This is a genomic window from Pinisolibacter aquiterrae, assembly GCF_019160155.1.
GTDB lineage: Bacteria > Pseudomonadota > Alphaproteobacteria > Rhizobiales > Ancalomicrobiaceae > Pinisolibacter > Pinisolibacter aquiterrae.
In genome coordinates, this window is sequence record NZ_JAFNIH010000044.1 from 161499 (window position 1) to 176033 (window position 14535).

8 protein-coding genes are annotated in these 14535 nt (G+C 69.1%); 6 read left to right on the forward strand and 2 right to left on the reverse strand.

Going from position 1 to position 14535, the window contains the following annotated elements; translation table 11 throughout:
- Nucleotides 1-235: 235 nt before the first annotated feature.
- Nucleotides 236-439 (forward strand): hypothetical protein, encoded by a 204-nt coding sequence (locus J3S89_RS19555; protein ID WP_217929946.1) that lies wholly within the window; start codon nucleotides 236-238, stop codon nucleotides 437-439.
- A gap of 102 nt (nucleotides 440-541) precedes the next feature.
- Here the strand turns inward: J3S89_RS19555 and J3S89_RS19560 are convergent, their stop codons facing one another.
- The gene (locus J3S89_RS19560; RefSeq protein ID WP_217929948.1) at nucleotides 542-1054 is read right to left on the reverse strand and encodes a L,D-transpeptidase; all 513 of its coding nucleotides are present in this window, start codon (nucleotides 1052-1054) and stop codon (nucleotides 542-544) included.
- A 240-nt stretch (nucleotides 1055-1294) separates the two neighbouring features.
- On the reverse strand, nucleotides 1295-3235 hold the full coding sequence (acs, locus tag J3S89_RS19565; protein ID WP_217929950.1) for an acetate--CoA ligase: 1941 nt from the start codon (nucleotides 3233-3235) through the stop codon (nucleotides 1295-1297).
- 527 nt (nucleotides 3236-3762) lie between these two features.
- Here acs and J3S89_RS19570 point away from each other — a divergent pair.
- From J3S89_RS19570 to J3S89_RS19590, 5 genes are all read left to right on the forward strand, one after another.
- A complete protein-coding gene (locus tag J3S89_RS19570; RefSeq protein ID WP_217929952.1) occupies nucleotides 3763-5256 on the forward strand; it encodes an efflux transporter outer membrane subunit in 1494 nt (497 codons plus the stop codon).
- Entirely contained in the window at nucleotides 5253-6506 is a 1254-nt protein-coding gene (locus J3S89_RS19575; RefSeq protein WP_217929955.1) for an efflux RND transporter periplasmic adaptor subunit, read from the forward strand. The genes J3S89_RS19570 and J3S89_RS19575 overlap by 4 nt, the downstream gene beginning before the upstream one ends.
- Complete coding sequence (locus J3S89_RS19580) at nucleotides 6503-9631, forward strand: efflux RND transporter permease subunit (protein WP_217929957.1); 3129 nt, start codon at nucleotides 6503-6505, stop codon at nucleotides 9629-9631. Before J3S89_RS19575 ends, J3S89_RS19580 begins: the two co-directional genes overlap by 4 nt.
- A complete protein-coding gene (locus J3S89_RS19585) occupies nucleotides 9628-12768 on the forward strand; it encodes an efflux RND transporter permease subunit (protein ID WP_338019806.1) in 3141 nt (1046 codons plus the stop codon). The genes J3S89_RS19580 and J3S89_RS19585 overlap by 4 nt, the downstream gene beginning before the upstream one ends.
- A 62-nt stretch (nucleotides 12769-12830) precedes the next feature.
- Entirely contained in the window at nucleotides 12831-14252 is a 1422-nt protein-coding gene (locus J3S89_RS19590; RefSeq protein ID WP_217929960.1) for an FAD-binding oxidoreductase, read from the forward strand.
- The last annotated feature ends 283 nt before the right edge of the window (nucleotides 14253-14535 follow it).

The window sequence follows — 14535 nt, forward strand, 5'->3', positions numbered from 1 at the left end:
GGTCGATGCGATATCCATGTTTTTCGAGCCGGGCCGTGGATGGGGCGGTCGTGCGCCCGGCGAATACGGACCGACGTCTGACGAGGCGAAACGGCACGAAAATCCCCATGCGAATCGATATTGATCTCGATCAAAGGCAAGCCGGCCCGGCTTCCTCTAACCAAGAGACGGGAGGCACGCAGGGTGCCTTGCCCGAAGCCGTCGGCGGCTTCGTCTGGTTTCGGAGGATGCCCGCATGTTCAAGGTCGCCTTGCTCGTCTGGATCGTCTTGGGCGCGACGCTCGCCGGTATGGCACTGACGCTGACGCTGACCATCCCCGCGTTTCAGGCCAACGCGATGAAGCTTCTGCCGATCTTCAGCCTGGCCGGATTCGTGGTGGCGATCCCCGCATCCTGGTTCGTCGCCAAGAAGATCCTCGAGGTCACCAAGGGCGTGTGACCGGAGCGGGGCTCCGGTCTCGGACGATCGAACGTGAAACGGGCGAATCTCGCTGCGAGATCCGCCCGTTCGTGGCGTTCTGCCGGCGCGTGAGCGTCGCGGTCAGCGCATCACCACCACCGGGGTGCCGATGCCGACGCGGTCGTAGAGTTCGACCACGTCCTCGTTGTACATGCGGATGCAGCCGTAGGAGGCGCGGGTGCCGATCGACGAACGCCGATTGGTGCCGTGGATCGCGTATTCGGTGCCGCTCAGGAGCATGGCGCGCGGCCCGAGCGGGTTGTGCGGGCCGGGCGGCACCAGATCGGGCAGGCTCGGCTTGTCGCGCTTGACCTCGGCCGGGGGACCCCAGATCGGGTCGACTTCCATGCGGCCGACGACGGTGCGGCCCTCCCACTGCTTGCCGGGCATGCCGACGGCGATGGGATAGCGGATGGCGCGGCCGTCACCGACCACGTAGTAGAGTTTGCGTTCGCTGGTCTTCACCACGATGGTACCGGCGGACCAGGATCCGTCGAAGCTGACCAGTTCGCGCGCGGTGGCTCCGGACACCGCGAAGGTACTCGCCGCGATGGTCGCGGCGAAGAAAAGGCCGGCGGCCTTCGATGATTTCATGTCGCAGGTCTCCCCAGTTGCGTCGCCGAGACGACGATGCTGGGGAAGATCGCAGAAATGCGTTGAATTTTCGCAAGTATTCACGGTTGATGAATGGTGTGAAGTCTCATCGAAGACGCACGATCTTCGTAACGGACGATTCACCATGACGAGGTGGGCGCCCCGGGCCGCAAAAGACGAGGGGCTCCGGATCGCTCCGGAGCCCCAGGTCGTGTTCGTCTGCCGTAGGTCGTCGGCCGATCAGGTGCGGTTCTGACGGTTCTCGATCAGGTCGTCGACGACGGTCGGATCGGCGAGCGTCGAGGTGTCGCCCAGGCTCTCGAAGCTGTCCTCGGCGATCTTGCGCAGGATGCGGCGCATGATCTTGCCCGAGCGGGTCTTGGGCAGGCCGGGCGAGAACTGGATCAGGTCGGGCGAGGCGATCGGGCCGATCTCCTTGCGGACCCAGGCGACCAGCTCCTTGCGCAGGGCCTCGGTCGGCTCCTCGCCGGTCATCAGGGTGACGTAGGCATAGATGCCCTGGCCCTTCAGATCGTGCGGATAGCCGACGACCGCGGCCTCGGCGACCTTCGGGTGGGCGACCAGCGCCGACTCGACTTCCGCCGTGCCCATGCGGTGACCGGAGACGTTGATGACGTCGTCGACGCGGCCGGTGATCCAGTAGTAGCCGTCTTCGTCGCGGCGGCAGCCGTCGCCGGTGAAGTACATGCCCTTGTAGGTCGAGAAGTAGGTCTGCACGAAGCGCTCGTGGTCACCGAACACGGTGCGCATCTGGCCCGGCCAAGAGTCGGTGATGACGAGGTTGCCCTCGGTCGCGCCCTCGAGGATGTTGCCTTCGGCGTCGACGATCGCCGGCTGGACGCCGAAGAAGGGACGGGTCGCCGAACCCGGCTTGAGGGCGGTCGCGCCCGGGAGCGGCGTGATCAGGATGCCGCCGGTCTCGGTCTGCCACCACGTGTCGACGATCGGGCAGCGGGCCTCGCCGACCACGTTGTAGTACCACATCCAGGCTTCCGGATTGATCGGCTCGCCGACCGAACCGAGGATGCGGAGCGACTTGCGCGAGGTCTTCTTGACCAGTTCCTCGCCGGCGCCCATCAGCGAACGGATCGCGGTGGGGGCGGTGTAGAAGATGTTGACCTGATGCTTGTCGACCACGTCCCAGAAGCGGGAGGCGGTCGGGTAGGTCGGGATGCCCTCGAACATCAGCGACGTCGCGCCGTTGGCGAGCGGGCCGTAGACGATGTAGCTGTGGCCCGTGACCCAACCGACGTCGGCGGTGCACCAGTAGATCTCGCCGGGGTGATAGTCGAAGACGTACTGATGCGTCATCGAGGCATAGACCAGATAGCCGCCGGTGCAGTGAAGCACGCCCTTGGGCTGGCCGGTCGAGCCGGAGGTGAAGAGGATGAACAGCGGATCCTCCGCGTTCATCGGCTCGGGCGGGCAGTCGGCGGAGACCTTGGCGACTTCTTCGTCGTAATAGTGGTCGCGGCCGGCGGTCATGGCGACGGCGCCGCCGGTGCGGCGGACCACCAGCACCGACTTGACGCTGGGGAGGTTGGCGATCGCGGCGTCGACGTTGGCCTTGAGCGGGACCTTGCGGCTGCCGCGCAGACCCTCGTCGGCGGTGATGACGACCGACGAATCACAGCCCTCGATGCGGGCGGCGAGGCTGTCCGGCGAGAAGCCGCCGAAGACGATCGAATGGACCGCGCCGATGCGGGCGCAGGCGAGCATCGCGTAGGCGGCTTCCGGGATCATCGGCAGATAGAGGGTGACGCGGTCGCCCTTCTTCACGCCGTGCGCCTTCAGCACGTTGGCGAGGCGGGACACCTCGTCCTTGAGCTGGGCGTAGGTGATCTTCTTGTCGTCGTCCGGGCTGTCGCCTTCCCAGATGATCGCGACCTTGTCCGGCGTGGCGGCGGCGTGCCGGTCGACGCAGTTGTAGGAGACGTTGAGCTCGCCGTCCTCGAACCACTTGATCGACACGTTGTGCGGGTCGTAGCTGGTGTTCTTGACGATCGTGTAGGGCTTGGACCAGTCGAGGCGCTTGGCCTGTTCGCCCCAGAACCCGTTCGGATCCTTCACCGACTGCTCGTACATCGCCTTGTACTTGGCGTCGTCGGCGAACGAGGCGGCTGCAACGTCTGCGGGTACCGGAAACACGTTCTCGGACATGGACTGACCTCCCATCGATTTCGATTCTGCGGGGGAGAGACGTGCGGGACGGCGCACACGCAAGGTGCGACGAGTTGTCCTCCCCTTTTTCCGGGCGGCATTATGCGACATCCCGCCTCGCCGTCCACTCGCGCGCCGACAGACTTTGGTCGAGAACGGGGGCGAACAACCCTCGTTTCGTCAATGATCCACGTCGGAATAAAGTCTTATCGACCTCGGTCGGGGGGGCAGGAGCACCCGAGACGACAAGTGAGCCGTGCAAGGACATGGGCAGGTTTCACCCATCGTTCGGTGGTGGCGCCGAAGGGCTCGCGAATGACGTATTCGTCATGACAAATCTTGCGATGCAGCACGAATGATCGGCATTCGACCTCGCTTATTGTGCGATGCGTCATCGGGACGGGCGGCGGCGCTCCGGCCATGGGCGCGGGCGCGGTGGCCGTAGGGGCAGATGAAGGGAATTTCATTTGTTGGCCGGCGGGGCGGTCGAGTAGGGTCTCGCGATCGCGAAGGGTACGGGACGGGGCATGATCGAAGGCGGGGCGACTGGAACTGCGGAGCGACCGGCCGGCGGTGGTGCCGCCGGAGGCGCGCGCGTCGCCGCGTTCGGGATGGTTCTCGGGGCGACCCTGGCGCTTTCGGCCTGCGGCGAGGCGCCGGTGACGCCGGATCTGACGGGCGAGATGCCGAAGACCTGGACGGCGGGCACGGACGCGGGGACCGAGGTCGGGTCCGACTGGGTGCGCGGCTTCGGCTCGCGCGAGCTCGAGCGTCTGGTGGCGCTCGCCGACGTGGACAATCTCGACATCGCCCAGGCGAGCGCGCGGGTCGCTCAGGCGGAGGCCGAGCTCGCGGCGCGGCGGGCGGATCTGGCGCCTTCCGTCGACGGTTCTGGCTCGGTTTCGCGGGCGGTGACGCCGGGGACGCGGTCGTCGTTCTCGCCGCCGTTTCGCGCCACGGTCTCCGATTCCTACCAATTGGGCCTCGCCGGCTCGTGGACGCTCGACGTCGGCGGGCGGCTCCGGGCTCTGACGGCGGCGCAGGTGGCGACCACGCAGGCGTCGCGGATCGAGCGCGACGCGGTGCGGCTTTCGACCTCGACGGCGATCGTCGACGCGTGGCTCCGGGTGGGTGCGGCGCGCGAGCGCATCCGCATCGCCCGCGAGAGCGTGGCGACGGCGGAGCGGACGCTCGCGATCTACAAACGGCGCATCGAGGTGGGCACGGCGACGGCGCTCGATCTGGCGCAGCAGGAGAGTCTGGTGGCGAGCCAGCGCGCCGCCGTGCCCGATCTCGAGATCGAGGCGCGGCAGACCCGCAATGCCCTGGTGATCCTCACCGGCCGCAGTCCCGAGGCGCTCGACGTGAAGACCGGCGGCGTCTCCGGGGTTCGGGTTCCGACGATTTCGGCGGGGATCCCGTCGCGCCTTCTCACGCGGCGGCCGGACGTCGCCTCGGCCGAGGCGACGCTCGAGGCGCAGTCGGCCAATGTCGAGGCGGCACGGGCGGCCTTCCTGCCGGAGATCACCCTGACCGGCTCGACCGGGCTCGCCAGCGCCTTTCTGAAGAACCTGCTCCGACCCGACGCGATCGCCGCACAGGCGGCGGCCGGGCTGACGGCGCCGATCTTCGACGCGGGCGCGCGGCAGGCCTCGCTCGATCAGGCGCGGGCGCGGCACGAGGAACTGGTCGCGGCCTATCGCTCGACGGTGCATCAGGCGCTCGGCGACGTCGAGAACGCACTGATCGCGGTCGAGCAGAACCGGCGTCACGAAGTGCTGCAGCGGGCGGTGGTGACGGCGGCGCGGCGGGCGCAGAAGCTCACCGAGGAGCGGCTCTCGGAGGGGACGATCGACGTCACCACGGTGCTCGAGGCGGAGCGGACGCTGTTCTCGGCCGAGCAGGCCCTGGTCTCGGTGCGGCTGGCGCGGCTCCGGGCGGTGGTGTCGCTGGCCGGGGCGCTCGGTGGCGGGTGGATCAAGGAACGGCCGCAGGTCGCGGCGAAGGACGCGACGCCATGAGCGCATCCCGCATCGTTCTCCTCCTCGGGATCGCGGCGGTGATCGCGGCCGGCGTCGCCTGGAAGACCGGCCATCTGCCGATCGGATCGAAGCCGGCGGGCACGACCGCCGAATCGCTGCCGCCGGGACCGCCTGGGGCCGGGATGGGCGGGCGGCGCTCGATGCGTTCGCAGGGGCCGACGCCGGTTCTGGTCGCGGCGGTCGCGCGCGAGGACGTCGATCTGACCATCGACGGCATCGGCACCGTCCAGGCCGACGCGACCGTGACGGTCCGGGCCCAGGTCGACGGGCGGCTCCTCGAGCTGCGCTTCGCCGACGGCCAGGAGGTCCAGGCCGGCGAGGTGCTGGCGGTGATCGACCCGGCCTCCTACAAGGCCGTCTATGATCAGGCGGTCGGCAAGCGCGATCAGAACGCGGCCGATCTCGCCAATGCCCGCGCCGATCTCGAGCGCTACGAGCGGCTCGCCAAGAGCGAGGCGGGCTCGCGCCAGCAGGCCGATTCGCAACGCGCGACGGTCGCCAAGCTCGAGGCGCAGACGCGGATCGATCAGGCGGTGATCGACGCCGCGAAGATCGATCTCGACAATACGACCATCCGCGCGCCGATCTCGGGACGCACGGGCCTGCGCACCGTCGACGTCGGCAATCTGGTGCGGGCCTCCGACAGCGCCGGCCTCGTCACCATCGCCCGGATCCGGCCGATCGCGGTGACCTTCACGGTGGCGCAGCAACAGTTGCCGTCTCTGCTCGCGGCGCAGGCGCGCGGGCCGATCGCGGTCGAGGTGCTGGGGGCCGATCGCAAGAGCGTGGTGGAGCGGGGCCGGGTGACGGTGATCGACAATCAGGTCGATTCCACCACCGGCACGGTCAAGCTCAAGGCGAGCCTGCCCAATGCGGAGACGCGGCTGTGGCCGGGTCAGTTCGTCGATCTCAGGATCTCGGTCGACCGGCTGACGGCGGTGCCGGTGATCCCCAGCGCGGCGGTGCAGCGTTCGGCGGAGGGCGCCTGGGTCTATGTGGTCGGTGACGACGCCACCGCGCGCCGCCGGCCGATCGAGATGACGCGCCAGGACGAGACGCGGGCGGTGATCGCCTCGGGTCTCGCCGACGGTGAGAAGGTGGTGACCACCGGCTTCGCCCGGCTCACCGACGGGGCGGCGGTGCAGGTCGACACGGCCGCCGCGCCCGGCGAGACGCCGCCGGCCGAAGCCAAACCGCGCCGGACCAAACGTCCCGGATCCACCCCATGAGCGTCTCGGCGCCCTTCATCGCCCGGCCGATCGCCACCTCGCTCTTGGCGGCGGCGCTCCTGGTCGTGGGCGTGCTGGGCTTCATGAAGCTGCCGGTCTCGTCGCTGCCACAGGTCGATTTCCCGACCATCGAGATCACCACGCGGATGCCGGGCGCCGATCCGACCACCACCTCGACGGTGGTGACGGCGCCGCTCGAGCGGCAGTTCGGCAAGATCCCGTCGCTGACGACGATGACCTCGGAAAGCTCCTACGGCCTGTCGCGGGTGACGTTGCAGTTCGAGCTCGACCGCGACATCGACGCGGCGGCGCAGGACGTGCAGTCGGCGATCAACGCCGCCGCCGGGACGCTGCCGAGCGATCTGCCCTATCCGCCGGTCTATTCCAAGGTCAATCCGGCCGACACGCCGATCCTGACCCTGGCGCTGACCTCGCCGACGGCGCCGCTGCGCCAGCTCTCCGACCTCGCCGACACGCTGATCGCGCAGCGGCTCTCGGAGATCTCCGGCGTCGGCCGGGTGTCGATCGCCGGCGGCGTGCGCCCGGCGCTCCGGGTCAAGGCCGATCTCGATCGTCTCGCCGCCTATGGGCTCTCGCTCGCCGATCTTCGGACGGCGATCGCGGCGACCAATCTGGCGGGATCGAAGGGCGCGCTCGACGGGGCGCGGCAGGCGTGGGCGATCGGCGCCAACGATCAGATCCCCGATGCCGCCGGCTTCGGCCGGGTGGTGGTCGCCAAGCGCAACGGCACGCCGGTGCTGCTCGCCGACGTCGCCACCGTCGTGGAGGGGCTCGAGGACGCCCAGGTCGGCGGTTGGTACGCCGGCAAGCGGGCGGTGGTGCTCGACATTCAGAAGCAGCCGGGAGCCAACATCGTCGAGACCGTCGATCGGCTGATGGCGCAGGTGCCGCGCCTCGCCCGGTCGATGCCGGCCGGGGTGACGCTCGAGGTGGTGCACGATCGCACCACGACGATCCGCGCCTCGATCGCCGACGTCGAATTCACGCTGGTTCTGTCCTGCGCCCTCGTCGTGATGGTAGTGCTCCTCTTCCTGCGCTCGCTCCGGGCCACGATCATCGCGGCGGTGACGCTGCCGCTCTCGATCGTCGCGACCTTCGCGGTGATGTGGGCGATGGGCTTCAGCCTCGACAATCTGTCGCTGATGGCGCTCACGATCGGCACCGGCTTCGTCGTCGACGACGCGATCGTGATGATCGAGAACATCGTGCGGCGGCGCGACGAGGGGATGGGCGGGCTCGAGGCGGCCAAGGCCGGCGCCGGCGAGATCGGCTTCACGGTGGTGTCGCTGACGCTGTCGCTGATCGCCGTGTTCATCCCGCTCCTGTTCATGACCGGGCTGGTCGGCCGCATGTTCCGCGAATTCGCGCTGACGCTGTCGATCGCGGTGGTGGTGTCGGCGGTGGTGTCGCTGACGCTGACGCCGATGATGTGTTCGCGGCTCCTGAAGGGGTCGCACGAGGAGCATCGCGGCGGCATGCTCGGGCGGCTCTTGGCGGCGGCGGAATGGCCGATCGCGGCGATGGCGCGCGGTTACGAACGCTCGCTCGGCTGGGCGCTGACGCATTCGCGTCTGGTGCTCGCGGTCACGCTCGCCTCGCTCGGGGCGACCGCGTGGCTCTATGTCGCGAGCCCGAAGGGGTTTCTGCCCAATCAGGACACGGGCCTGATCTCGGTGGTTCTGGAAGGGGCGTCGCAGGCTTCCTTCGCCGAGATGACGCGGCTCCAGGACGCGGTGACGCGCGCCTTCGAGAGCGATCCGGACGTCGCCGGGGTGGTCTCGGTGATCGGCATCGGAGGGCTCAACGCCACCGGCAATACGGCGCGGCTGACGGTCGATCTGGCGCCGCGCGAGACCCGAGTGTCGACCGCGGCCGAGGTCGCGGCGCGGCTGCGGCGGCTCGGGGAGGCGGTGCCGGGCGCGGCGGTTCACGTCCAGCCGGTGCAGGACGTCCGCATCGGGACGCGCTCCAGCCGCTCGCAATATCAATACACGCTGACCGGCATCGACGGCGCGGCGGTGTCGCGGCAGGCGGACGCGCTGGCGACGGCGCTCGCGGCACGTCCCGAATTCGCCCATGTCACGCTCGAGACCCGCGACGACGGGCTCGCGGTGCATGTGGCGATCGACCGGGAACGGGCCGGGCGGCTCGGGGTCTCGGTGCAGTCGATCGACGACGCGCTGTCGGACGCCTTCTCGCAGCGGCGGATCTCGACGATCTATGCGCAGGCGAACCAGTACCGGGTGATCCTCGAGGCGGATCTCTCGGCGGGTGTCGACGCCTCGGTGCTCGACCGGCTGCGGGTCGCGTCGAGCAGCGGCGCGCAGGTGCCGCTGACGGCGCTGGCGCGGATCGAGCGCGGCACGGCGCCCTTGTCGGTGGCGCGGGTCGATCAGTTCCCGGCGGCGACGCTCTCCTTCGATCCGGCGCCGGGGGTGTCGCTCGATGCCTCACTCGCCGCGATCGAGGCGGTGCGGGCCGATTTCGGCGAGGAGACCGGGGTGATCGGCCGGGCCGATGCCGACGCGGCCGAATTCGCCCGCTCGCTCGCCTCGCAGCCGTGGCTGATCCTGGCGGCGGTGGCGACGATCTACGTCGTGCTCGGCGTGCTCTACGAGAGCTTCGCCCATCCCTTCACGATCCTGACGACGCTGCCCTCGGCCGGTGTCGGCGCGCTGATCGCGCTGCGGCTGACGGGTCAGGACCTGTCGCTGGTGGCGCTGATCGGCATCATTCTCTTGATGGGCATCGTCAAGAAGAATGCGATCATGATGATCGACTTCGCGATCGTCGCCGAGCGCGAACGCGGCCACGATCCGCGCGCGGCGATCGTCGAGGCGTGCCGGCTGCGCTTCCGGCCGATCATGATGACGACGCTCGCCGCCCTCTTCGGGGCGGTGCCGCTCGCCTTCGCGCACGGGACCGGGTCGGAGCTCCGCGTTCCCCTCGGCATCACCATCATCGGCGGGCTGCTGCTGTCGCAGCTCCTGACGCTCTACACCACGCCGGTGGTCTATCTGGCGGTGGAGGCGTTGCGGGCGCGGCTCGGGTTCCGGGCGCCGCCGGGCGCGGTGAAGGTGGGATCGGGGGAGGCGGCGCCGTGATCGATCTCTCCCGGCCCTTCATCCGTCGGCCGGTCGGCACGACGCTCCTGGCGGCGGCGCTGATGATGGTCGGGATCGTCGCCTGGGGGCAATTGCCGGTGGCGAGCCTGCCGGCGGTCGATCTGCCGACCATCCGCATCCAGGTGTCGCGGCCGGGCGCCGATCCGGCGACGATGGCGGCGACGGTGGCGGCGCCGCTCGAGCGCTCGCTCGGCACCATCGCCGGGGTCAGCGAGCTGACCTCGACCTCGACCTTCGGTTCGACCGGCATCACGGTGCAGTTCGATCCCTCGCGCAAGGTCGACGGCGCCGCGCGCGACGTCCAGGCGGCGATCAACGCCGCCGTCGCCGATCTGCCGAGCGATCTCAATTCCGCGCCGGTGGTGCGCAAGATGAACCCGGCGGCGGCGCCGGTGCTGATCCTGGCGCTGACCTCCGACACGATGGGGCCGGCCGACATCTACGACGTCGCCGACACCACCATCGTCCAGACCCTGTCGCAGGTCGAGGGCGTCGCCGACGTCTCGGTCGCCGGCGGCGAGCAACCGGCGATCCGCGTGCGCCTGTCCTCGGCGCGGATGGCGGCGGCCGGGATCGGCCTCGACGCGGTGCGCAGCGCCATCGCGAAGGCCAACGTCCATGCCGCGCTCGGCGGTCTCCACGGCGACCGAGCCTTCGAGGTGATCACCTCGAACAGCGCTCTGGCGACACCGGAGGCCTTCGCGCGGGTGATCGTCAAGGCCGACGGCGACGCCATCGTCCGGCTCGGCGACATCGCCGAGGTCACGACGGGGGTGCGCAACACCCGCTCGGTCGGCTGGTTCGGGGCGAAACCCTCGGTGCTCTTGTTCATCACCCGGCAGGTGGACGCGAACGTCATCACCACCGTCGATGGGGTCAAGGCCGCGATCGCCGGTCTCGACGGGCGGATCCCGGCCGGGCTCGAGATCTCGACCGTCTCGGATCGCACCGTCACCATCCGCGCCTCGGTCGCCGACACCGAGAAGACGCTGGTGATCTCGATGATCCTGGTGATGGGCGTGGTGATCGCCTTTCTCGGGCGCTGGACGCCGACCTTCGCGGCCGGGGTGACGGTGCCGCTGGCGCTCGCCGGGACCTTCGTGGCGATGTGGATCGCCGGGTTCTCGATCGACAATCTGTCGCTGATGGCGCTGACGATCGCGGTCGGTTTCGTCGTCGACGACGCGATCGTGATGATCGAATCGATCCATCGGCGCCGTGCCGAGGGGCTCGGGCCGATCGACGCGGCGCTCGACGGGGCGCGGCGGATCGCCTTCACGGTGGTGGCGATCGGCCTGTCGCTGATCGCCGCCTTCATCCCGCTGATGTTCACCGGCGGCATCATCGGGATGTTCTTCTCCGAATTCTCCTTCACCATGACCTTCGCCATCGTCGTCTCGACGGTGGTGTCGCTGACGGTGACGCCGATGATCTGCGCCCACCTGATCCGCTCGGGGCCGCCGAGCCGGATGGAGCGGATTTCGGACAGGGTGTTGGAGCGGGTGTCACGGGCCTATGGCGACAGTCTCGGCGGCGTGTTGAGACGGCCGTGGTGGATGGTGCTCTTGGCGAGCGCCACGGTCGGGCTGACGGTGTGGTTCTTCATCACGTTGCCCAAGGGGATGGTGCCGCAGGACGACACCGGCCTCGTCTTCGCCTTCACCGAGGCCTCGCCGGACGTCTCTTTCCCTCGCATGATGGCGCTGCAACGCGAGGCGACCGACCGGGTGATGGCCGATCCGATGGTGGTGGGCGTCGCCTCGTCGGTCTCCGGCTCGTCGGGTGGGCAGGTCAACCAGGGGCGGATGTTCCTGTCGCTGAAGTCGGTCAAGGAGGGCGGCGAGCCGTCGCTCCGGGTGATCGATCGCTTGCGGCGCAAGCTCGCCTCGCTCGGCGACATCCGCGTCTTCATGTTCCCGATGCAGGACGTGCGCGCCGGCGGGCGCTCGGGCAAATCGCCCTATCAGTTCACCCTGTGGAATCCCGATCTCGACGAACTGGTCGCCTGGGCGCCCAAGGTGGTCAAGGCGCTGGAGGCGCGGCCGGAGCTGGTCGACGTCTCGGCCGATCGGCAGACGCCGGGTCTCGAGGCGCGGGTGGTGATCGACCGGGTGGCGGCCTCGCGGCTCGGGGTGAGCGTGCGCGACGTCGACGCCGCCCTCGGCGACGCCTTCGCCCAACGCCAGATCTCGACCATCTACGGCGGCCGCAACCAGTACAAAGTGGTGCTCGAGATCGATCCCGACCGGGCGCGCGATCCGACCGACCTCTCCGACCTCTGGGTCTCGGCCGCCGACGGAACCCAGGTGCCGCTGGCGGCGGTGGCCAAGATCGAGCGGGCGACGGCGCCGCTCGGGGTCAGCCATCAGGGCGCCTTTCCGTCGATCACCGTCACCTGGGGGCTCGCCGAGGGGGCGAGCGCGGATGCCGCCAACGCGGCGGTGCGCGCCGCCTTCGACGCGCTCCATCCGCCCGACACGCTCCACGCCGAATTCGCCGGCGACGCCAAGGAACTGGCGAAGTCGGGCAACAGCACCTGGGTGCTGGTGGTGACGGCGCTGGCGGTGGTCTACATCATCCTCGGCGTGCTCTACGAGAGCCTGATCCATCCGTTGACGATCATCTCGACCCTGCCGCCGGCCGGGCTCGGGGCGCTTTCGGCCCTGTGGCTGTTCGGCATGCAGCTCGATCTGGTCGGGATCATCGGCATCATTCTGCTGATCGGCATCGTCAAGAAGAACGGCATTCTCCTGGTCGACCACGCCATCCAGGCGATGCGCGAGGAGGGGCTCGATTCGGCGACGGCGGTGCGGCGGGCGGCGGTCGAGCGGTTTCGGCCGATCCTGATGACGACGCTGGCGGCGCTCCTCGGCGCGCTGCCGCTGGTGCTGGCCTCGGGCGCCGGGGCGGAGCTGCGGCGGCCGCTCGGGGTGACGATCGTCGGCGGTCTGTTCGTGTCGCAACTCCTGACCCTCTACACGACGCCGGCGGTGTGGCTGCTGATGGATCGTCTCTCCGGCTGGTGGGGACGGCGGCGCGGCCGGGCGGCGGGCGCGGCCGCCACGGCGCCGGGGGGGATGAGGCGAGCGAAGGGCGGAGGTGACATCGGGGCGTGACATGGGCGGGGTCGGGAGAGTATCGAGGGTGTCCTTCGTCTCCACTCAACGGATCCGTCGCCATGACCGCCGCCCTGTCGCCCGAAGCCGTCCGTGAACGCCTCGTCGAGATCGTCGGGGAAAAGCACGTCCTGACCGACGCGCATACGATCGAGCCCTATCTGCTCGAGCCGCGCGGTCTCTATCGCGGCGCGACGATCTGCGTGGTCGAACCGAAGACGACCGCCGAGGTCTCGGCGATCCTCGCCTTCGCCGACGGCAACGGGCTCAAGATCGTGCCCCAGGGCGGCAATACCGGCCTCGTCGGCGGGCAGATCCCGTCGTCCACGGGCGAGGAGATCGTCCTGTCGCTGAAGCGGCTCGATCGGATCCGCGAGGTCGACCCGGTCTCCGACACGATGACGGTGGAGGCCGGCGTGACGCTGCTCAGGGCGCAGGAGGCGGCGGAAGGCGTCGATCGCCTGTTCCCGCTGTCGCTGGCGGCGGAGGGGTCGTGCACCATCGGCGGCAATCTCTCCACCAATGCCGGCGGCACCCAGGTGATCGCCTATGGCAACACTCGCGCGCTGGCGCTGGGGCTCGAGGTGGTGCTGGCCGACGGGCGGGTGCTCAACGGCCTCGGCAAACTGCGCAAGGACAACACCGGCTACGACCTGAAGCATCTCTTCATCGGCTCGGAGGGCACGCTCGGCATCATCACCGCTGCGGTGCTGGAGATGGTGCCGCGTCCGCGGACCTTCGGCACCGCCTTCGTCGCGGTGGAGGATCCGGCCGGGGCGGTGCGGCTCCTCGAACAGGGCAAGGCGACCTTCGGCAAGGCCCTGACGGGATTCGAACTGATGCCGCGGATCGGCATCGATCTGGTGGTCAAGCACTTGCCGGGCGCGCGCGATCCGATCGCCGACAAGTACGACTGGTACGTGTTGGTGGAGATCTCGAGCGCCGAGGACGAAGGTGTCGGCGAGGGTCTCGAGGCCTGGCTCGGCACGGCGATGGAGGACGGGATCGTCCTCGACGCGGTGATCGCCGGCTCGCTCGATCAGCGGGCGCAGCTGTGGAAGATCCGCGAGGGCATGTCCGAGGTGCAGGGCATCGAGGGCGGCTCGATCAAGCACGACGTGTCGGTGCCGATCGCCTCGGTGCCGGAGGTGATCGCGGAGGGGATCCGCGTCGCCGAGGCGCTGATTCCGGGGATTCGGCCGGTTCCCTTCGGCCATCTCGGCGACGGCAACATCCATTTCAACTTCTCGCAGCCGGTCGGCGCCGACAAGGCGGCCTATATCGCGCGGTGGGACGCGCTCAACCGGGTGGTCCACGCGGTGGTGCTCGAGCACGGCGGATCGGTCTCGGCCGAGCACGGCATCGGCGCCCTGAAGCGGCATCTCCTCGCCGAGGTGAAGGATCCGGTGGCGATGGAAGTCATGCGTTCGGTGAAGAGCACGCTCGATCCGAACGGCACGCTCAATCCGGGAAAGGTCCTATGACGTAGAGTCATTGGACCGCGACACGTAGTCGCGCGACGATAGCTTCGAGGTCGAGCTATGCGTTTTTGCATTGCTGCCACGCGGTATATCCCGTATTGCGCCGCGAAGCGTTCCGCCTTAAGTCTCGGGTGTGACGCGGTCGTCTCGACCGTTTCACTGCCCTCCTTGGGCGTTTCCTCCCTAGACTTGGGCCGCCGCAAGGCGGCCTTTTTTCTTTTCCGGGCTCTCTCCTTCCCTTGAACACGGCCGGCGACCGTGCTTTGCCTCGTGAAACGAGTTCATC

What these genes read in the sequence shown, in the direction of transcription:
- J3S89_RS19590 (WP_217929960.1), top strand. Translation starts at nt 12,831, where the DNA reads ATGACCGCCGCCCTGTCGCCCGAAGCCGTCCGTGAACGCCTCGTCGAG.
- acs (WP_217929950.1), bottom strand. Translation starts at nt 3,235, where the DNA reads ATGTCCGAGAACGTGTTTCCGGTACCCGCAGACGTTGCAGCCGCCTCG.
- J3S89_RS19560 (WP_217929948.1), bottom strand. Translation starts at nt 1,054, where the DNA reads ATGAAATCATCGAAGGCCGCCGGCCTTTTCTTCGCCGCGACCATCGCG.
- J3S89_RS19580 (WP_217929957.1), top strand. Translation starts at nt 6,503, where the DNA reads ATGAGCGTCTCGGCGCCCTTCATCGCCCGGCCGATCGCCACCTCGCTC.
- J3S89_RS19575 (WP_217929955.1), top strand. Translation starts at nt 5,253, where the DNA reads ATGAGCGCATCCCGCATCGTTCTCCTCCTCGGGATCGCGGCGGTGATC.
- J3S89_RS19570 (WP_217929952.1), top strand. Translation starts at nt 3,763, where the DNA reads ATGATCGAAGGCGGGGCGACTGGAACTGCGGAGCGACCGGCCGGCGGT.
- J3S89_RS19555 (WP_217929946.1), top strand. Translation starts at nt 236, where the DNA reads ATGTTCAAGGTCGCCTTGCTCGTCTGGATCGTCTTGGGCGCGACGCTC.